The organism is Aquabacterium sp., assembly GCF_036273115.1.
Classification (GTDB): Bacteria; Pseudomonadota; Gammaproteobacteria; order Burkholderiales; family Burkholderiaceae_C; genus Aquabacterium.
This window is the reverse complement of sequence record NZ_DASUIN010000029.1, coordinates 309870-328889: the sequence shown is the minus strand read 5'-3', so window position 1 is coordinate 328889 and position 19020 is coordinate 309870. Positions and strand designations below refer to the sequence as shown.

16 protein-coding genes are annotated in these 19020 nt (G+C 61.5%); 11 read left to right on the top strand and 5 right to left on the bottom strand.

Features of this window, described 5'->3' with window-relative positions; genetic code table 11:
• Nucleotides 1-15 precede the first annotated feature (15 nt).
• From VFW72_RS14465 to VFW72_RS14435, 7 genes are all read left to right on the top strand, one after another.
• Nucleotides 16-1479, top strand: coding sequence for a glutamate synthase subunit beta (locus VFW72_RS14465; protein ID WP_329674997.1), 1464 nt, complete (start codon nucleotides 16-18; stop codon nucleotides 1477-1479).
• Nucleotides 1480-1662: 183 nt separating this feature from the next.
• Nucleotides 1663-2460, top strand: a complete 798-nt coding sequence (locus VFW72_RS14460; RefSeq protein WP_329674996.1) for an ABC transporter ATP-binding protein — start codon at nucleotides 1663-1665, stop codon at nucleotides 2458-2460.
• Nucleotides 2460-3248: a lipid asymmetry maintenance ABC transporter permease subunit MlaE gene (gene mlaE, locus VFW72_RS14455; RefSeq protein ID WP_329674995.1), complete on the top strand. Its 789-nt coding sequence runs from the start codon at nucleotides 2460-2462 to the stop codon at nucleotides 3246-3248. The genes VFW72_RS14460 and mlaE overlap by 1 nt, the downstream gene beginning before the upstream one ends.
• Before the next feature lie 27 nt (nucleotides 3249-3275).
• Nucleotides 3276-3758, top strand: coding sequence for an outer membrane lipid asymmetry maintenance protein MlaD (gene mlaD, locus VFW72_RS14450; RefSeq protein ID WP_329674994.1), 483 nt, complete (start codon nucleotides 3276-3278; stop codon nucleotides 3756-3758).
• Nucleotides 3755-4519 carry a VacJ family lipoprotein gene (locus VFW72_RS14445; protein WP_329674993.1) on the top strand — a complete coding sequence of 255 codons (765 nt, stop codon included), beginning with the start codon at nucleotides 3755-3757 and terminating at the stop codon, nucleotides 4517-4519. Before mlaD ends, VFW72_RS14445 begins: the two co-directional genes overlap by 4 nt.
• A gap of 85 nt (nucleotides 4520-4604) precedes the next feature.
• Entirely contained in the window at nucleotides 4605-5261 is a 657-nt protein-coding gene (locus VFW72_RS14440; RefSeq protein ID WP_414638809.1) for an MlaC/ttg2D family ABC transporter substrate-binding protein, read from the top strand.
• Nucleotides 5262-5263: 2 nt separating this feature from the next.
• Entirely contained in the window at nucleotides 5264-5551 is a 288-nt protein-coding gene (locus VFW72_RS14435; protein WP_329674992.1) for an STAS domain-containing protein, read from the top strand.
• Nucleotides 5552-5557: 6 nt separating this feature from the next.
• On the opposite strand, the gene zwf is transcribed toward VFW72_RS14435, so the two are convergent.
• Entirely contained in the window at nucleotides 5558-7024 is a 1467-nt protein-coding gene (gene zwf, locus VFW72_RS14430; protein WP_329674991.1) for a glucose-6-phosphate dehydrogenase, read from the bottom strand.
• A gap of 136 nt (nucleotides 7025-7160) precedes the next feature.
• Between zwf and tal the strand changes: the two genes are divergently transcribed.
• From tal to VFW72_RS14415, 3 genes are read left to right on the top strand one after another with little or no spacing between them, the layout of a single operon-like run.
• Nucleotides 7161-8117: a transaldolase gene (tal, locus tag VFW72_RS14425; RefSeq protein WP_329674990.1), complete on the top strand. Its 957-nt coding sequence runs from the start codon at nucleotides 7161-7163 to the stop codon at nucleotides 8115-8117.
• Between the two features lie 12 nt (nucleotides 8118-8129).
• Nucleotides 8130-9773: a glucose-6-phosphate isomerase gene (pgi, locus tag VFW72_RS14420; RefSeq protein ID WP_329674989.1), complete on the top strand. Its 1644-nt coding sequence runs from the start codon at nucleotides 8130-8132 to the stop codon at nucleotides 9771-9773.
• A gap of 7 nt (nucleotides 9774-9780) precedes the next feature.
• Nucleotides 9781-10416, top strand: coding sequence for an HAD family phosphatase (locus VFW72_RS14415; protein ID WP_329674988.1), 636 nt, complete (start codon nucleotides 9781-9783; stop codon nucleotides 10414-10416).
• A gap of 2 nt (nucleotides 10417-10418) precedes the next feature.
• On the opposite strand, the gene rpoH is transcribed toward VFW72_RS14415, so the two are convergent.
• The 4 genes from rpoH to VFW72_RS14395 form a co-directional block, all read right to left on the bottom strand.
• Nucleotides 10419-11345 (bottom strand): RNA polymerase sigma factor RpoH, encoded by a 927-nt coding sequence (rpoH, locus tag VFW72_RS14410; protein ID WP_329674987.1) that lies wholly within the window; start codon nucleotides 11343-11345, stop codon nucleotides 10419-10421.
• 108 nt (nucleotides 11346-11453) lie between these two features.
• Nucleotides 11454-12131 (bottom strand): hypothetical protein, encoded by a 678-nt coding sequence (locus tag VFW72_RS14405; RefSeq protein ID WP_329674986.1) that lies wholly within the window; start codon nucleotides 12129-12131, stop codon nucleotides 11454-11456.
• A gap of 13 nt (nucleotides 12132-12144) precedes the next feature.
• Nucleotides 12145-13743, bottom strand: coding sequence for a glycoside hydrolase family 5 protein (locus VFW72_RS14400; RefSeq protein ID WP_329674985.1), 1599 nt, complete (start codon nucleotides 13741-13743; stop codon nucleotides 12145-12147).
• Nucleotides 13744-14090: 347 nt separating this feature from the next.
• The gene (locus tag VFW72_RS14395; protein WP_329674984.1) at nucleotides 14091-16385 is read right to left on the bottom strand and encodes an NADP-dependent malic enzyme; all 2295 of its coding nucleotides are present in this window, start codon (nucleotides 16383-16385) and stop codon (nucleotides 14091-14093) included.
• Nucleotides 16386-16547: 162 nt separating this feature from the next.
• Between VFW72_RS14395 and VFW72_RS14390 the strand changes: the two genes are divergently transcribed.
• Complete coding sequence (locus VFW72_RS14390; protein ID WP_329674983.1) at nucleotides 16548-18917, top strand: putative bifunctional diguanylate cyclase/phosphodiesterase; 2370 nt, start codon at nucleotides 16548-16550, stop codon at nucleotides 18915-18917.
• The last annotated feature ends 103 nt before the right edge of the window (nucleotides 18918-19020 follow it).

Below are 19020 nucleotides of genomic sequence, written 5' to 3'. Positions count from 1 at the left end.
TAGGAGTGAATTGAAATGGGAAAAGTCACTGGCTTTCTGGAATTTGAGCGTCTGGAAGAAGGCTACGAAGCCGTTGAAAAGCGCGTCAAAAACTACAAAGAGTTCGTCATTGGTTTGACGCCTGAGCAGTCCAAGCAACAAGGCGCGCGCTGCATGGACTGCGGCACGCCCTTCTGCAACAGCGGCTGCCCGGTCAACAACATCATCCCGGACTTCAACGACCTGGTGTACCGCGGCGACTGGAAGAACGCGATCGAGGTTCTGCACTCGACCAACAACTTCCCCGACTTCACCGGTCGTGTGTGCCCCGCGCCTTGCGAAGCCGCTTGCGTGTTGAACATCAACAACGATGCCGTGGGCATCAAGTCGATTGAACACGCGATCGTGGATCGCGCTTGGGCAGAGGGCTGGATCAAGCCTCAGCCTGCCAAGGTCAAGACTGGCAAGAAGGTTGCCATCGTGGGCTCCGGCCCCGCTGGCATGGCCGCTGCTCAGCAGCTGGCTCGCGCCGGTCACGCCGTGACCGTGTTCGAGAAGAACGACACCATTGGTGGTCTGCTGCGTTTCGGTATCCCTGACTTCAAGTTTGACAAGGCTCACATCGACAAGCGTGTCAAGCAGATGGAAGCCGAAGGCGTGGTCTTCAAGACCAACGTCATCGTGGGAGAGATGCCCAAGGGCTCCAAGGTCACCAACTGGGCCAAGGAAACCGTTTCGGCTGAACAGCTGAAGAAGGACTTCGACGCCGTGATCCTGGCTGGTGGCGCTGAGCAATCGCGCGACCTGCCCGTGCCCGGTCGCGACCTGGACGGCATCCACTTCGCCATGGAGTTCCTGCCCCAGCAAAACCGCGTCAACGCTGGCGTGAAGATGAAGGATCAGCTCCGTGCCGACGGCAAGGACGTGATCGTCATCGGCGGTGGTGACACCGGTTCCGACTGCGTGGGTACATCGAACCGTCATGGCGCCAAGAGCGTGACCCAGTTCGAGCTGATGCCCATGCCGCCCGAGCAAGAGAACAAGGAGCTGACCTGGCCTTACTGGCCCGTGAAGCTGCGTACCTCTTCCAGCCATGAAGAAGGTTGCGTGCGCGAATTCGCCATCGCCACGAAGGAATTCATCGGCGAAAAGGGCAAGGTCACCGGCTTGAAGACCGTGAACGTCGAGTTCAAGGACGGCAAGTTCGTGGAAATCCCCGGCACGGAGAAGTCCTACAAGGCTGACATGGTTTTGCTGGCCATGGGCTTCACCAACCCCGTCAACACCTTGCTGGAAGGCTTTGGTGTGGAGAAGGACGGCCGTGGTAACGCCAAGGCTTCGACCGACATCGGTGGCTACAAGACCAACGTGGAGGGCGTGTTCGCCGCCGGCGACGTGCGTCGTGGTCAATCGCTGGTGGTCTGGGCCATCCGCGAAGGCCGTCAGGCTGCTCGCGAGGTCGATGCGTTCCTGATGGGCTCGACTTCGTTGCCACGATAATTTGGAAATGGTCAAGCGCTCGCTTGAATTTGCGAGCGCGCTGTGGTGTCATCCCCGCGGGCCGGGCACCTGACCCTCTTTCTTCCCCTATGATTGGATGGCCGGTGTGTGGTGCACCGGCCAATTTTTTTGCCCATGGCTCCCAATCAGTTTCAGCTCCCTGACTCCGTTTTGCCCTCACGCATGCCCGACATCATGGTCGAGTTGCGAGGGGTAACCTGCGGCTATGGCGATCGCGTGATCTTGCAGGACATCAACTTGGTGGTCCCCAAAGGCAAAGTGGTCGCGTTGATGGGAACCTCAGGCGGTGGCAAGACCACCGTTTTGCGTTTGATAGGGCGTCAGATTTCACCGATGGTGGGTCAGGTGTTTCTGGACGGTCGGGATCTCGCCGAGTTGGACGCCGATGGCTTGATGGCGGCTCGTCGCCGGATGGGCATGCTGTTTCAGTTCGGGGCCTTGTTCACCGACCTGAGCGTGTTCGAGAACGTGGCGTTTCCCTTGCGGGAGCACACCCGTTTACCCGAGGCCCTGATTCGCGACCTGGTGCTCATGAAGCTCAACGCCGTGGGCTTGCGCGGGGCGCGAGACCTCATGCCCAGTGAAATTTCTGGCGGCATGGCACGTCGTGTGGCCTTGGCGCGTGCCATGGCACTCGACCCCGAACTGATGCTCTACGACGAGCCCTTTGCTGGCTTGGATCCGATCTCGATGGGCGTGGCTGCGCGCCTGATCCGTGAGTTGAACGACACCATGGGTCTGACCAGCGTGATCGTGTCGCACGATGTGGAGGAAACCTTCCTGATTGCCGACCACGTGGTCCTGATCGCCAATGGTCGCATCGTGGCGCAAGGCTCGCCGGTGGAAATGCGTGCCAGCGAAGATCCGCTGGTGCGCCAGTTCGTGCATGCCGCACCTGATGGTCCGGTGCGCTTCCATCATCCAGCGCCTGATGCGGGCGTTGATTACGGAGTGCGGTGATGCTGTTTCATTATTTGCGTCCTTCTGTGATTGGTCAGGCGGTGCGGGCCAAGGTGGCTGACGTGGGTTACGCCACACGCCTGTTCATGAAGCTGCTGATGATGCTCGGGTCCACCTTCCGCCGTGCGCGATTGGTGGGGGAGCAGATCCATTTCCTGGGCAACCACTCCCTGGCCATCATCGTGGTGTCGGGGCTGTTTGTGGGCTTTGTCCTGGGCTTGCAGGGCTACTACATCCTTCAACGCTATGGATCCAGTGAGGCCTTGGGCCTGATGGTGGCTCTGTCGCTGGTCCGCGAACTGGGGCCTGTTGTCGCGGCCCTGTTGTTTGCCGGCCGGGCAGGCACCTCGCTGACCGCAGGCATTGGCTTGATGAAGGCGGGCGAGCAGTTGTCCGCCATGGAAATGATGGCGGTCGATCCGGTTCAGCGTGTGTTGGCGCCACGGTTCTGGGGCGGCGTGATCGCGATGCCCTTGTTGGCTTCGGTGTTTTCCGCAGTAGGCATCATTGGGGGCTGGTTTGTCGGCGTGGTGATGATCGGGGTCGACCCGGGCGCGTTCTGGTCGCAAATGCAAAATGGCGTTGAAGTCTGGGCCGACGTCGGCAACGGCTTCATCAAGAGTGTGGTGTTCGGGCTCACCGTCACGTTCGTGGCGCTGTTGCAAGGCTATGAGTGCCAGCCGACGCCTGAAGGGGTTTCGCGTGCCACGACACGCACGGTGGTGATGGCGTCCTTGGCGGTTCTGGCACTCGATTTCGTGCTGACCGCCATGATGTTCTCCATCTGATCGCCATCAATTCAAGGAAAGACAAGCATGCAACGTTCAAAGCATGATGTGTGGGTGGGTTTGTTTGTGCTGATCGGCGCAGCGGCCATTCTGTTTCTGGCTCTGAAGGCCGGTAATTTGCTGACGCTGTCGTTTGACACCGGGTATGTGGTCAAGGCACGGTTCGACAACATTGGCGGTCTCAAGCCCAAGGCGGCGGTCAAGAGCGCTGGCGTGGTGGTCGGGCGCGTGCAGGCGATTCGTTTCGACAGCAAAACCTATCAGGCCGAGGTCGAGATGGCATTGAATCAGGGTGTCACTTTTCCGAAAGACACCTCGGCCAAGATCCTGACTGCCGGCTTGCTCGGTGAGCAGTACATTGGCTTGGAGCCTGGTTACGAGGAAACCAACCTGGCGCAGGGTGACGCGATCAAGTCGACGCAGTCGGCCGTGGTGCTGGAAAACCTGATCAGTCAGTTCCTGTACAACAAGGCGGCAGACGCGACCTCGGGTTCCGGAGGGGCGAAATGAGCCATGACAGGCAGAGCTTGGCAGGGCGGGCGAGGGTTCGTTCCCGTGCCGTCGTGGGGGCCTTGTTTCTTGCCTTGACTGTGAGCGGGTGTGCCACTCGCCAGAATCCGGATCCGCTGGAGTCGTGGAACCGAAAGGTCTTCGCATTCAATGATGGCTTGGATCGTCGTGTCGTCCGGCCGGTCGCGCAGGCCTACAAAGCGGTCACGCCAGAGTTCTTCCGCATCGGTGTGAGCAATTTTGTCGGCAACTTCAAAGACATGTTGTCGACCACCAACCTGTTCCTTCAGGGGCGTTTTGCCGATGGCACCATGGGGGTGATGCGGGTCGGGGTGAACACGACGTTCGGCTTGGCCGGTCTCCTTGACGTGGCCACGCCCATGCGCCTGTACCGCCAGGACGAAGATTTCGGGCAGACCTTGGGTAGTTGGGGGGTGGCCCCGGGGGCATACATCGTCTGGCCGTTTTTTGGCTCTTCGACCTTGCGCGACTCGTTTGCCATGCCGGCCGACATGTACTTTTCGCCCACCACCGTCATGCACAATGCCGCCAGCGAAAACCGCGTGCGGGTGCTGAATGTGGTCAACTTGCGATCGAATTACCTCGATGCCAGCAATTTGATGCTGGATGTGGCCCTGGACCCTTATGCCTTTGTTCGCGATGCGTACTTGCAGCGCAGGCAGAGCCTGGTCTACAACGGCGATCCCCCCGAAGAGGATGACGAAGAGGTGCCGCCGGCGGAAGACCCCTCACGCGAGTGAGCTTTGTCTACCGATCTTGGGGTGTTTGCGTTGAAGCAATCAGGGGCCCACGAAGCCCCGACTGATTGACTCGAAGGAGCGATTTTTGAAATACACGAAATGGACTTTGGTACTGGCGGCGGCGTTGTCGTCGGTGGCTGTTGTGGCGCATGCGGCAGATCCCGTTGCGCCAGCCACTCAGGCTCAGGCCAGTGTGGCAGCCGATGCCTTCATCAAGGACATCACCAACGACGTCTTCGCCACGGTTCGTGGCGACAAGGCCATTCAGGCCGGTGATCTGCGTAAGGTCATTGCGGTGATCGATGCCAAGATCCTGCCGCATGTCAATTTCCAGCGCATGACCGCTTCGGCTGTGGGCAAAAACTGGCGTCAGGCCACGCCCGAGCAGCAAAAGCGCTTGCAGGAAGAGTTCAAGAACCTGTTGATCTACACCTACGCTGGCGCTGCCGCTCAAATCAAGGATCAGACGGTCGAGTACCGCCCCTTGCGCGCTCGTCCAGAGGACACCGAAGTGGTGGTGCGCTCCATTGTGCGTGGCCAGGGTGAACCGATTCAGATCGACTATCGCCTCGAGCGTTCGGGCAACACCTGGAAGGTGTATGACGTGAACGTGCTGGGCGCCTGGTTGGTGCAGACCTACCAAAGCTCCTTTGCGCAAGAGGTCTCGGCCTCGGGTATCGATGGTTTGATCAACAAGCTCGTCGAGCGCAACAAGCAATTGGCTGCCAAGAAGGCGGGTTGACCATGTTGATGCTGCCTGCCGTGATCACCCATGCCGAGGTGCCTGCCGTCCTGCGTCTGTTTCGTCAGACACTGGAAAAGGCTGCCGCCCAGGGTAATGTGGACGCCGCCATGCTGACGGTGGACGGTTCGGCATTGCAGCAGTTTGATTCCAGCGCCTTGGCGGTGCTGTTGGAGTGTCAGCGCATGGCGCGCGCGCGAGGGCGCGCCTTTGCGGTGCAATCCCTGCCCCCGAAGCTGACCGAACTGGCGCGCCTGTACGGCGTCGACGGGCTTCTGCAGTCTGCCTGATCGGGTTCAGCTTTCTTCGGCCCAATTGAAGCCGTCGCGCGCCACCAAGGCGCTCGCGGCAGGCGGCCCCCAGGTGCCGGCCGTGTAGGGCCGTAGCGATTGGTGATCGTGTCGCCACGCTTCCAGAATGGGCTCCACCCAACGCCAAGCCTGTTCTTGCTCATCGGAGCGCACGAACAGATTGAGCCGGCCTGCCAGGGCATCGAGCAACATGCGTTCGTAAGCGCCCACGCGGTCTGTCGGGAAAGCTTTGTCGAAGTCCAGGTCCAGTGACACGGGGGACAGGGCTTCGGTGCCGCTGCCGCTCAACGCGCTCGATACAGTGCCCTTGGCGGCCAGCAGATGCAGTTCCAGACCGTCTTCGGGCTGCAGTTTGATCACCAGTTTGTTGGGGGCCTGCGAGCCTGGGAAGATGGGGTGCGGCGTGGCGCGGAAGTTGACCACGATTTCCGCATGCCGATGGGCCATGCGCTTGCCTGTACGCAAATAGAAGGGCACGCCTGCCCAACGCCAGTTCTGAACTTCGCAGCGCAAGGCCACGAATGTTTCCGTGTGGCTGTCGGCTGGGACTTTGGCCTCTTCGAGGTAGCCGGGCACCGTCTGGCCGTGGACCATACCTGAGCGATATTGCCCCCGAACCACATCGCGCGTGACGGTGTGGGCGTCAAAGGGCTTGAGCGAACGCAGCACCTTGAGCTTTTCGTCGCGAATGGCATCGGCATCGGCGCTGGATGGCGGTTCCATCGCCATCATCGTCAGCAGCTGCAGGGCATGGTTCTGAATCATGTCACGCAGGGCGCCGGTGCGGTCGTAGAAGTCGCCGCGGGTGCCCACCCCCATGCTTTCGGCCAAGGTGATCTGGATGTTGGCAATGCTTTCCCGTCGCCAAAGCGGTTCGAACAGCACGTTGCCAAAGCGCAGTGCCATGAGGTTCTGCACCGAGGGCTTGCCCAGGTAGTGGTCGATGCGCAGGGCCTGCTGCTCGGAAAATACCGCGCGCACGGCTCGGTTGATTTCCTGCGCACTGGCCAGGTCGTGGCCCAGAGGCTTTTCCAACACGACCCGAACCTTGTCGTGATTGAGGCCGCAGTCACCCAACTGCTGGCAGATGACGGGAAACAGGTGCGGGCTGGTGGCCAGATACATGACCGTGGTGTCGGCTTGGCGTTGGCCCAGCCATTGAGTCAGTCGCGCGTAGTCGGCCGCAACCGACAGGTCCATGCGCAGGTAATGCACCTGTTCGGCAAACTGGCGAAATTCATCCGGGGTGGGGCGTTTGGCGCTGTCGGCCTCTTGCAGCCTGTCTTGCAGCCATTGGCGGTAGCGTGCATCGTCCAGATCATCTCGTGCCACGCCCAGGATGCGGCCATCGCGGGGCAATTTGCCATGCCGCCACGCTTGGAACAGTGAGGGCATGAGCTTGCGCCAAGTCAGGTCACCTGTACCGCCGAAAAAAACGAGGTCAAAAGACATGTGCGATCCATCCGATCTCGGTATCCACCAACAGGCTACCCCTTATATCGAGTATGCCTCGACGGTTTGTCATGAAAATGGATGGAAAATACGTCAAAGAACCAATATTTGTGGTCGCCAATAAATACACGAAGACATGGGTACCCAACTCGATCAGCTCAAGGCATTCACCACCGTCGTGGCCGACACCGGTGATTTCAAGCAACTCGCGCAGTTCAAGCCGCAAGATGCCACGACGAATCCGTCTTTGATCCTGAAGGCTGTTCAGAAGCCCGACTACGCGCCGCTGTTGGCTGAAACCGTGGCGGCGCATCGCGCTGCGGCACTGGATTCGATCGTCGATCAGGTGCTGGTCCGATTTGGGTTGGAAATCCTCAAGGTGGTGCCCGGTCGTGTCTCTACCGAGGTGGATGCCCGCTTGAGCTTCGATACAGAGGCCACCGTGGCACGTGCCCGACGCATCATGTCGCTGTACGAAGCCGCGGGCGTCTCGCGCGACCGAGTCCTGATCAAGATTGCCGCCACTTGGGAAGGCATTCAGGCTGCGCGCGTGCTGGAGCAAGAGGGCATTCATTGCAACTTGACCCTGCTGTTTGCGTTTGTTCAGGCTCAGGCTTGTGGCGATGCAGGCGTGCAATTGATTTCGCCGTTTGTGGGGCGCATTTATGACTGGCACAAGAAGTCCGCAGGTTCGGCCTGGGATGAGGCTGCGCGCGCGGGAGTCAACGATCCTGGTGTGCAGTCAGTGACCCGCATCTACCAGTATTACAAGCAGCATGGCATCCTCACGGAGGTGATGGGTGCGAGCTTCCGCAATGTGGGCCAGATTCTGGCCCTGGCCGGCTGCGATCTGCTGACCATCAGCCCCGACCTGCTTGCACAGTTGCAGGCGGTTGACGGGGACGCTCAACCCGTTGTGCGGCATTTGACTGCACCCGCCACGCAGCAGCCGGCACCTGCCCCCCTGAGCGAGGCGGCTTTCCGTTATGCCCTGAATGAAGATGCGATGGCCACCGAAAAACTGGCTGAGGGCATTCGCCTGTTTGCTGCGGATGCCGTCAAGCTCGATGCCATGATCGAGGCGCTGCGCTGATCGGATACCGGCATGGGACATTTGCGTTGTGATCAGGCCGTCGCCTGGGCGGCCTTGCAAGGCCATTGGCAGGCGCATGGCCGTGATCTTGATTTGAGGACCTTGTTTGCGGCCGATCCCCAGCGGGTAGAGCGACTGACCATCCGAGCGCCAGAGGTTCTGGGTGACCTCTCCCGTTGCAAGTGGGACGTCGCGACCGCTCGCCACCTGTTTGATCTGGCGCGCGAGTGTGCTCTGCCTGCACAGCGGGATGCGATGCTGCGCGGTGATGTCGTCAACCTCAGCGAGGGGCGTGCGGCCTTGCATACCGCCTTGCGAGCCCCCCGAGGTGCTGCGCCTTTCAGTGAAGACATTCACGCCGTGCTGGATCGCATGCTGGCATACGCGGATGGCATACGAGCCACCGCGGGTGGTTCGCAGTTGGGCGATATTCACGATGTGGTCAATATCGGCATCGGTGGCTCAGACCTGGGGCCGCAGATGGTTGTGGCGGCATTGGATACCTATGCCCACCCTGGTTTGCGATTCCATTTTGTCTCGAACGTGGATGGGCATGACCTGATGGAAGTGCTGCGGCGGGTCGATGTGCGCCACACGCTTTTTGTGGTTGCATCCAAGACCTTCACGACCGTTGAAACCATGGCCAATGCTGAGTTGGCTCGGCGGTGGTTCGTGGAGCAGGGGGGGCAAGACATTGCCCGACACTTCGTGGCGACCACCACTAACGTGAAGGCTGCCGCAGAGTTTGGCGTGACCACCACGTTCGATTTCTGGGACTGGGTGGGCGGGCGTTTCTCGCTGTGGTCTTCCATTGGCTTGCCCATTGCGCTGGCGCTGGGCGGTGAACAGTTCAGGGCTTTGCTGGCAGGCGCTCACGCCATGGATCAGCACTTCGCCCAAGCGCCTCTGGAGCAGAACTTGCCGATGTGCCTGGGTCTGCTCGACGTCTGGTACCGGAACTTCCACGGGTACGGCAGCCGCTGCGTGGCGCCTTATCACCATGGGCTGCGTCGGCTGCCGACCTACTTGCAGCAACTGGTCATGGAGAGCAATGGCAAGGGTGTCGACGCGCATGGTGGTGAGCTGGGTTTTTCTACCTCCGAAGTGGTGTGGGGCGAGCCCGGCACCAATGGGCAGCATGCGTTCTTCCAGATGCTGCACCAAGGCACCGATGTGATCCCCGTGGACTTCATCTTGATTCGGCGCCCGACCTATCCGACCGAGCCGGCGTTGTCGCCCGCGCTTCGTCAGATGCTCGATCGTCAGCACGACACGCTATTGGCCAATGGAGTGGCCCAGGCTCAGGCCTTGATGTGGGGGAAGACCTCTGAAAGCGCGCAAAGTGAGCCGCGCCCACCCACAGCCTGCGCATCCATGCCCGCGGACGAGCTGGCTCGACAACGGACGTTCCCGGGCAACCGCCCCAGCCTGACTTTGTTGCTCGATGAATTGAGCCCACGCTCTCTGGGGGCATTGATCGCACTGTACGAGCACCGCACCTTTGTGACCGGCGCCTTGTGGGGCATCAATTCGTTTGACCAATGGGGAGTCGAGTTGGGCAAAGTGCTGTGCAAGGACATCCTGGCACGCATGCAATCCGGTCAGACTGCCGGATTGGACGGTGCCACCGCGGCCATGCTCACCCGTTTGCGCTGACTCTGGCATGACCCAGGCCGTGGTGTTCGACTTTGGCGGCGTGCTGTTCAATTGGCAGCCGCCGGTCCTGTTGCGGTCGTTGCTGCCGCATCGGGTGCGCAGCGACGCCGATGCGCAAGACTGGGCCCAGACCGTTTTTCAGTCTTTTGTGCCGGGGTCGGACTGGTCAGAGTTTGATCGTGGCATGCTGAGTGCGGATGAGGTGCGTGAGCGCATCGCGACACGTACTGGCCTGCCGATCGACGAGTTGAAGCAGGTCATGGAAGCCATTCCCCGGCATCTCGCGCCGGTCTTGCCGACTGTGGAATGGCTGGAGCGCTTGGCCCAGGCTGGGGTGCCCTTGTTTTATTTGTCGAACATGCCTCGGCCCTATGCGGCTTATCTACGTGCGGCTCATCCCTTCCTGCAGCGGTTCCAAGGCGGGGTGTTTTCATGTGATGTGCACCAGGTCAAGCCCAATGCGGACATCTTTCAGACCGCCGCGGGCTTGCTGAATCTGGACGTCTCTCGCACGGTGTTCATTGACGATCATCCGCGCAATGTGGAAACAGCCCGCACCCTGGGGTGGCGAGCTGTTCGCTTTGAGAATGCGCTTCAGTGCGAAGGCGAGTTGAAGGCGCGTGGCTGGCTGCCTGTCGCCTGAGATCAGGCTTCGCTAGGCTCGGTCAGGGCCTTGCGCATTTTCTTCATCGCTGCCACTTCGATCTGCCGCACGCGTTCGGCACTCACGCCGTATTCGGCAGCGAGTTCGTGCAGGGTCATGCCGCCAGAACCGTCGTCATTGACCTTCAACCAGCGTTCTTCCACGATGCGGCGGCTGCGCGCATCAAGTTGGGCCAGCGCTTGGGTGATGCCGTCAGTGGCCAGCCAGTCGCGGTGGTGCGATTCGATCACGCGAGTGGGCTCGTGGCGGTCGTCAGCCAGGTAAGTGACGGGTGCCATGGCGCCTTCGTGGTCGTCGTCGCTGGGGGCGTCGAGGGCCACGTCGCCGCCAGCGAGACGCGTTTCCATTTCGATGACGTCTTCAGGGCGGACATCGAGTTCCTGAGCCACACGCTGGATTTCCGATTCGCTGAAGGCGGAGCGCCCGATGTGGGCGTCGTCGGCATCAGCTTTGAACTGATGCTTCAGCGAACGCAGATTGAAAAACAGCTTGCGCTGGGCCTTGGTCGTGGCCACCTTGACCATGCGCCAGTTGCGCAGGATGTATTCGTGGATTTCGGCCTTGATCCAGTGCATGGCGTAGCTGACCAGGCGGACGCCTTGGTCTGGGTCGAAGCGCTTGACGGCTTTCATCAAGCCGACGTTGCCTTCCTGGATCAGGTCGCCTTGGGGCAGGCCGTAGCCCACATACTGACGAGAAATGGACACCACCAGGCGCAGGTGCGACAGAACCAGCTTCCCGGCCGCCTGGAGATCTTGTTGATCGCGCAGTCGACGTGCCAGGGCCTTCTCCTCGTCGGCTTCCAGCATGGGGATGTCTTGCACCGCGCGCACATAGGCATCGAGGTTGCCCAGGGAGGGCACCACGTTCCAGGGGTCACGGACGGTCAAGGCAGAAATGGCTGTCATCGTCGGAATCCTTTCGGGTTCGTCTACTAGATCAATACTAGCACTCTCTGGCTTAGAGTGCTAAAGAGAAAAAAGTTCCGAATGACCGCCTTGAATGGACGCCCCGGTTCAGGTGAGGGCGCTTCCTGTGTCTTCTTGCCGTCCCATCAGGGTGACGTAGTTGTTGCTGCTTAAAGTGACACTGCCTTGTGCCAAGTTGTTGAAGCCGGGGGCTGGGATCGCAATCAGATCCCGGACGCTGAGTTGAATCGTGTTGTCGTTCGGGCGGAGGATGGTGAGTGCCCCGTCGTTGATCCGGTGGGCATGAGTCGCCACCGAACCATCCGGCATCAACCGCCGACAGGTGAGCAAACAGTCGCTGGCCTGCGCCCCGCCCGGTCCAAGCACGTAGGTGGAGGCGGCGCCTGAGGTCGTATTGAGCTTGACCGAAAGATTGAGCGAGACGATCAGGGTTTCATCGTTCAGCTGTCGGCTCGAACTGATCTGGATCGCCAGAACAGGCCCTCTGCCGCCTGGGGTGCCCAGGTTGACGACACCTTGAATCAGGCCCGGCGTGGGCTGGAGTTCGAATAGGCCGTCAATGAGGGGGAAGTTGCTGCTGGTGCGATGTCGGATGATGATGCCGTCGCCGCTGGGTGAGGCGTTTTGGGCCTGCGCATTGCCGCTGCCGACGGCTTGGGCACTGGCGCGAGCCCCGTCGGCGCTGTCGGCGCCACCGCATCCGGTCAGGCCTGCCACGGCAGCGGCGGGCACGCTGAGAATCAACTGACGTCGAATCGAGTCCATGTTATCCCTTCGGTCAGTTCAAGGTCAGGCCATTGGCCGCCGAGGTCAGTGCGGCGTTCACTGACGACGAGGCGCGCCAGCCGTTGAATTCCGCCGCCGTGTCGCTGTCCTCGAACTGCCAGGCCCAGGACAGCCCCAGTTGGCGGCACATGCGCAGCACGTCACGCGCGTAGCGCTGGCGCGCGAGGTCATGTGGCCCTTGCTTGTTCGGCAGCAAGGCCAGGGTCAGGGTTCCGACGCGAGACTGCTGAGAGCCTCCCAGGGCCAGATTCGGTAGCGCAGCGGAGGATGTGAACGTGAATGACCTTTGGCCTGCAGTGAGCTGGACGGTATAGGTTTGTCCGTCCAGAGGTGTGCCGGTTTCTGAAATTTGCGCAAGCACCGTGTGGCTGAACGGCCAATTGCGGGCCGCAGCCCCGCAGTCAATGCGAAAGCCTTGGCCGTCGAGCAGCCCCAGGGTCACCGTGACTTGGCGTGACTCGATGGTCAGCCCTGTGATCGTCCGGTGGGGGCTGTCTGCGCTGACATCGGAGGAGCGCGTCAGCCGGGGATTGATGGCCCCGAATTCGGCGACAAAGCCAGGGACGCCGAACTGTTTGTGAAAGTCGGGCTGAGGATTGCTGCGACCCTGGTTCTGATAGAACGCGTCGTTGCGGTAATGGCTGATCAGACTCAGGTAGCTGTTGAAGTCCTGGCTGAGATTGACCGGTGCCCGGTTGTTTGCGGCACTGGCGTTGTAGTGGTCCCAGTTGCGCCAGTGGGTGTAGGCCGCATCGCCATAGAGGGTCCCGATGGCTTCATAGCATGACGGCGTGGCACCTTGTTCCGTGAAAGGTTTTGGCGCATACAGGTTGAAGCCGTAGACGACGCGTCCCGCCGGGTCGGAGATCAGCAAGGAGCGGTCAGCGGGATTGTCGAGATTGCGGAAGACATCCAGCCCACGCGCAGCCCCACCGTACACCCCCTGGACCAAGATGGGGGTGTGGAGGTCGCGCTGGCGAATGGCGATCAGGCAACGCTGAGCCAAGGCGCGCCAATTGTGGAGGGTGGGTTGTTGGGGGGGGAGGGCGTTGAGTTCGGCAAACGACAGCGAAGGATCAGGGCAGGGGCGGCTGAGCAGGTCGTAGCCAATGATTTCCGGGTGAGATGCATCGGACCAACGTCGCGCGGTGGCTTGCCAGAAGCCGACCAGGGCGTCTTGCTGCGCGGCTTGTTGCCAGAGCGACCCGCCAGCTTCTTGATGAAAGTCGCTGACGGTCAGGATGACGCCGATTCGCAACTGAGCCGCCAGTGCCAGGATGCGGTCGAGTTGCTGTGCGATGTCCTGAATGGTGCGGGGAGCGCCGCCGGCAGGACGGCTGGCGGTTGACAAGGCCGTGGTGTCCCACCCCTGGGTGGCGATGGTGAACAGGTCTTCGCTGGACAGCCCCCATGAATCGTCATGGTTGAGCTGGATACGGATGGCGTTGTAGCCCTTTCGGACAGCCAGATTGGCCAGAATGGGGAAGCCACTCCCGCCATTCACCCCGATGCCAACATTGGCAGCGGAAATGAGTCCGGCTTGCCAGTACTGCCAAGCCTGGTCCTTGTGGGTTACGGGTAATGCGGGCATGCCACGGTCCTCTGCGCTTTATGGTCTTGCAGGTCAGCCCGACATCTCTGAACTGCACGCCTGTTTCATCTACGTTGGATGGAAAACGCTATGCAGGGTGCCAACCTCGTCACAGTATAGGAACCGGGTTTGTTCTTAGGTTGCGCCTGACTCCCTCGTTGCGGGGGGAGGGTTGCCCCTGTGAATCAGGGGTTAGGAGGGGTGTTTGTAAGTCTGGTGTGTTGTAGGTAACTAATTGTGTGATTTGGTCGAGCGACGGGGTCTTGTGGGATTTCAGCGGGTGCGTTTGGCCATGAAAAAAGCCCCTGAGAGCAGGGGCTTGGGAGTGGGTGAGCGGTGGATTGACGTCAGGCTGCACCGTGTGCCACGGCGACGGCCGTCATGTTCACGATTCGGCGCACGGTGGCAGAAGGCGTGAGGATGTGCGCAGGAGCTGCGGCACCGAGCAAGATCGGGCCCACGGTCACGCCTTGACCACCCGTCATCTTCAGCACGTTGAAGAGGATGTTGGCGGCATCGAGGTTCGGGCAGATCAGGATGTTGGCCGTGCCTTGCAGGGTCGAGTCCGGCAGCAGCTTGGTTCGCACCGATTCACTCAGGGCCGCATCACCTTGCATTTCGCCGTCGGCTGGGATGTGGGGCATGCGCTTGACGAAGATGTCGCGAGCCTGGCGCATCTTGCGTGCCGATGGGCGGTTGCTGGAGCCGAACATCGAGTGCGATAGGAAGGCCACGCGCGGAGGCAGACCAAAGCGCTGGACTTCTTCGACCGCCAGCACGGCGATGTCGGCCAGTTGTTCTGCCGTGGGGTCTTCGTTGACGAAGGTGTCGGCAATGAACAGGTTGTGGTTGTCCAGAATCAGGGCGTTCAGGGCGGCCAGACCGTGGGCTTCGGGGCGCACGCCGATCACGTCACGCACGTGCTCGAGGTGGAAGTCGTAGCGACCGATGACGCCGCAGATCATGCCGTCGGCGTCACCCATCTTGACCAGCAGGGTGGCGATGAGCGAGTTGGAGCGGCGCACCACGACCTTGGCCAGTTCAGGCGAGATGCCGTCGCGGGCCTTGAGCTTGTGATAGGCCTCGTAGTACTGCTTGAAGCGGGCGTCGTTGGCGGGGTTGACGATTTCGCAGTTCACGCCGGGTTGCAGTCGCAAGCCAGCGCGCTCGATGCGGCTGGTGATGACGTCGGGGCGGCCCACCAGGATGGGTTTGGCAATGCCCTCGTCCACGGCGATCTGGGCGGCACGCAGCACGCGTTCGTCTTCACCTTCGGCATAGGCAACGCGCTTGGGCGCGGCCTTGGCACCCAGGAACAGCGGACGCATGAACAAGCCGGTGTTCGTGACGAACTGGGTCAGCGAGTCACGGTAGGCCTTCAGGTCGGCAATCGGGCGAGCGGCCACGCCAGAGGCGGCGGCGGCTTCGGCCACGGCTGGGGCAATGCGCAGAATCAGGCGCGAGTCAAACGGGGTGGGGATCAGGTAGTCAGGGCCGAAGCGCAGTTCGCGGCCGGGGTAGGCGGCAGCGACTTCGTCGGAGATTTCAGCCTTGGCCAGGTCAGCGATCTGCCGCACGCAGGCCAGTTTCATGGCTTCGGTGATCTTGGTGGCGCCACAGTCGAGCGCGCCACGGAAGATGTAAGGGAAGCACAGGACGTTGTTGACCTGGTTCGGGTAGTCGGAGCGGCCGGTGGCGATGATGCAGTCCGGGCGGGCGGCCTTGGCCACCTCGGGACGGATTTCGGGTTCCGGGTTGGCCAGCGCCAGAATCAGCGGCTTGTCGGCCATGGTTTTAACCATGTCGGCGGTCAGCACACCAGCGGCAGAACAGCCCAGGAACACGTCGGCCCCGTTGACCGCGTCAGCCAGGGTGCGGGCCGTCGTGGTTTGTTGGTAGCGCTGCTTGGAGGCGTCGAGCTTGTCGGTACGTTCGTGGTGGATCACGCCCTTGGAGTCGCACACGAAAATGTTTTCGCGCTTGACCCCCAGGCCCACCATCACGTCCAGACAGGCGATGGCGGCCGCGCCGGCGCCGGAGACCGCCACTTTGACCTTGCCGATGTCCTTGCCAACCAGTTCCAGGCCGTTGAGCAAGGCGGCGCTGGAGATGATGGCCGTGCCGTGCTGGTCGTCATGGAAGACGGGGATGTTCATGCGAGCGCTGAGTTCCTTCTCAATGTAGAAGCACTCGGGCGCTTTGATGTCTTCGAGGTTGATGCCGCCGAGCGTGGGCTCCAGCGCAGCGATGATCTCGATGAGCTTGTCGGGGTCGCGTTCAGCCAGTTCGATGTCGAACACGTCGACGCCGGCAAACTTCTTGAACAGGCAGCCCTTGCCTTCCATGACCGGCTTGGAGGCCAGGGGGCCGATGTCGCCCAAGCCCAGCACGGCAGTGCCGTTGGTGATCACGGCGACCAGGTTGCCGCGCGAGGTGTAGTCAAACGCCTTGCCAGGGTCCTGCTCAATGGCCAGGCAGGGGTAGGCCACGCCGGGTGAGTAGGCCAGAGCCAGGTCGCGCTGGTTGGACAGCGGCTTGGTGGGCGTGACGGAAATCTTCCCCCGGGTGGGCAGGCGGTGATATTCGTTGGCGGCGTCGCGCAGGGCCTGTTCGGCGTCAGAGAGGGGCTTGGCAGAACTCATAAACGGCTTTTTTTCTCAGCAGGGGCGTCATGGTAAGCGAATTGCACACGCCAATTCGCCCCAGGGCTTGCCTTGTCGCCCCTTTGTCGGGGTGTCGACGGTCAAGTTCGCGTGCCGAATGCCGATCCCATGGGGTCCAGATCGTCTGCATGCATAGCAAGGATGTTTCACATTGCTAAAAATTGGACCGAGAGCTTGACCGGGTTGGTGGCCGATGTGTCGCCATCTGAGCAAGTCGATGGCCCTTTGGCGCGGCATTTCCGCGCCCGACAGATTCAGGCTCTTTTGAGCCAGTTGCCGCTCGTCATGATCGGCAACACGGTCAATACGCTGGCCATTTTGTGGATTTTCTGGGGCCACGTGCATCCAGTCGGCTTGTTGGCGTGGGCACTGATTGTGGTGGCCAGCCTGGCTCTGGTGTCGTTTGGCTGGCGGCGGCTGATCCGCGATACCGGCAAGGCCATGGCGTCGCGTCGCTCAAGCCGCCTCGTCGCGGCCCATGTGGGCCTGTTCGCGCTGGCGTGGTCGGTGGTGCCGATCGTGCTGTTTCCGATTGCCGCAGCGCCTGCTGATGAGCTGATGCTGGCGACCATGGTGGTGGGCATGATTTGCGGCGGGGGCTTCATGTTGGGCCCCCATCTGTTGGCAGCGTGCGCCTATGTGGGGGTGCTGTCCGTGGCCTGCGCCGTTGGCCTGGTGCGGTCTAGCTACGCAGGGCACACGCTGTTGACGCTGTTGCTGGGCATCTATGCTGTGACGATGTGTGGCATCGTTCTCAACAGCGCGCGCCTGTTCATGAGCCGTTTGCGCGCCGAGGCCGAATCGGATCGGCAAAAGCAACTGGTCGATTTGCTGCTACGCGATTTTGAAGAGCATGCCAGTGACTGGCTGTGGGAAATCGCGCCCAATGGCCACCTGCGGCATGTTTCAGCGCGTCTGGCCCAGGCCTTTGGCTTGCCCGCCACGCTGCTGATGCAGCGTTCTTTCATTGAGTTGCTTTACAGCCTGGTGCCGCAGAACGACTCCCAGGGCGAGGCAGCGCTGAGCAGCCTGACCTCGAATCTGCGCATGGGGCAGCCCTTTCGAGACCTCGAGTTGCCGGTTCTGGTGAATCAGGACATTCGCTGGTGGTCGCTTACCGCCAAGCCGCTGATTGATGAACGTGGCCGTGCGGCAGGTTGGCGAGGCGTGGGAGCCGACATCACCCAGGCGCGCAAGGCGCGTGATGACCTGGCCTTGATGGCGAATTTCGACTCGCTGACCGGTTTGGCCAATCGGCATCGCTTCAGCGCGGTGCTCAATCAGATGTCGGCCACGGGGGCGGGCAAGCACAGCCCATGCTGTCTGATGTTCCTGGATCTGGATAACTTCAAGACCATCAATGACACCTTGGGTCACGGCGTGGGCGATCAACTGCTAAGGGTGGTGGCCAAGCGCTTGAAGGCGTGCGTGCGAGATGGTGATCTGTTGGCGCGGTTGGGTGGCGACGAGTTCGCTTTGCTGTCGCTGCTGAACATGTCTCGCGACGAGGCGCAGGCCTTGGCAGCCAGACTGGTGGCGGCCTTGTCAGAGCCGGTGCAGATGGATGGGGTGCTGGTGGAAGTCAGCACCAGTGTGGGGGTGGCGCTGGCGCCGCAAGACGGGCAAGACCCGCAAGCCCTGTTGCAATGCGCCGACCTGGCCTTGTATGCCGCCAAGGCGGCTGGGCGCAACACCTTCCGATTCTTCAGCCCGGAAATGGGCGAAAGCACGCGGGCACGGGCCCGACTGCAGCAAGAGTTGGGGCAAGCCTTGGCCAGCGAGCAGTTCACCCTGCATTACCAGCCCCAGGTCAACCTCAAGACTGGAGAGGTCAAGGGGTTCGAGGCCTTGGTGCGCTGGCAGCATTCCGAGCGCGGCTTGATTGGCCCGGCCGAATTCATCCCGGTGGCCGAAGAAACCGGGCAGATCGTGCCTTTGGGGACCTGGGTCTTGCGCACGGCTTGTCGCACGGCGGTGGGGTGGCCGGCGCATTTGCGGGTGGCGGTGAACCTGTCAGCGGTGCAGTTCCGCAGCTCGGCTGTGGTCGACATCGTGGACGGCATCCTGGCCGAAACGGGCTTGCCTGCCGAGCGGCTGGAGCTGGAAATCACCGAATCCGCCCTCATCGAAGACGACGCGGGGGCGCAGACCACGCTGGACGCGCTGCGCAGCCGTGGGGTGCGGGTGGCGATGGACGACTTTGGCACCGGTTACTCGTCGTTGGCCTACCTGCGTCGATTCTCGATGGACAAGCTCAAGATTGACGGCATGTTCGTGCGGTCGCTGGATCGTGATGCCGGGGCGCAAGCGGTGGTGACTGCCATCATCAGTCTGGCTCGGGCCCTGAAGCTGGACACCACGGCCGAGGGCATTGAAACGCAGGAACAGATGACCATGCTGAAGGCGCTGGGCTGCGACGACGTGCAAGGTTTCCACATCGCCCGTCCGATGCCGGCGGAGGCCATCTCGGCTTACTTGCGCCGACAGGTCGAAGACGCTTTGCCTGCCTGATGCCGCTCAGGCGGGAACCTTGGCGGGAAATGTGCATCTGATCGCGTCACCCCCTGTGATGCAGGGGGCCGATGTGTCATCACGGGCTCACATGCCGGTGATA

Excerpts from the sequence above, each read along its gene's own strand:
- VFW72_RS14465 (WP_329674997.1), top strand. The coding sequence starts at position 16 with ATGGGAAAAGTCACTGGCTTTCTGGAATTTGAGCGTCTGGAAGAAGGC.
- VFW72_RS14460 (WP_329674996.1), top strand. The coding sequence starts at position 1,663 with ATGCCCGACATCATGGTCGAGTTGCGAGGGGTAACCTGCGGCTATGGC.
- mlaE (WP_329674995.1), top strand. The coding sequence starts at position 2,460 with ATGCTGTTTCATTATTTGCGTCCTTCTGTGATTGGTCAGGCGGTGCGG.
- mlaD (WP_329674994.1), top strand. The coding sequence starts at position 3,276 with ATGCAACGTTCAAAGCATGATGTGTGGGTGGGTTTGTTTGTGCTGATC.
- VFW72_RS14445 (WP_329674993.1), top strand. The coding sequence starts at position 3,755 with ATGAGCCATGACAGGCAGAGCTTGGCAGGGCGGGCGAGGGTTCGTTCC.
- VFW72_RS14435 (WP_329674992.1), top strand. The coding sequence starts at position 5,264 with ATGTTGATGCTGCCTGCCGTGATCACCCATGCCGAGGTGCCTGCCGTC.
- zwf (WP_329674991.1), bottom strand. The coding sequence starts at position 7,024 with ATGTCTTTTGACCTCGTTTTTTTCGGCGGTACAGGTGACCTGACTTGG.
- tal (WP_329674990.1), top strand. The coding sequence starts at position 7,161 with ATGGGTACCCAACTCGATCAGCTCAAGGCATTCACCACCGTCGTGGCC.
- pgi (WP_329674989.1), top strand. The coding sequence starts at position 8,130 with ATGGGACATTTGCGTTGTGATCAGGCCGTCGCCTGGGCGGCCTTGCAA.
- VFW72_RS14415 (WP_329674988.1), top strand. The coding sequence starts at position 9,781 with ATGACCCAGGCCGTGGTGTTCGACTTTGGCGGCGTGCTGTTCAATTGG.
- rpoH (WP_329674987.1), bottom strand. The coding sequence starts at position 11,345 with ATGACAGCCATTTCTGCCTTGACCGTCCGTGACCCCTGGAACGTGGTG.
- VFW72_RS14405 (WP_329674986.1), bottom strand. The coding sequence starts at position 12,131 with ATGGACTCGATTCGACGTCAGTTGATTCTCAGCGTGCCCGCCGCTGCC.
- VFW72_RS14400 (WP_329674985.1), bottom strand. The coding sequence starts at position 13,743 with ATGCCCGCATTACCCGTAACCCACAAGGACCAGGCTTGGCAGTACTGG.
- VFW72_RS14395 (WP_329674984.1), bottom strand. The coding sequence starts at position 16,385 with ATGAGTTCTGCCAAGCCCCTCTCTGACGCCGAACAGGCCCTGCGCGAC.
- VFW72_RS14390 (WP_329674983.1), top strand. The coding sequence starts at position 16,548 with ATGTTTCACATTGCTAAAAATTGGACCGAGAGCTTGACCGGGTTGGTG.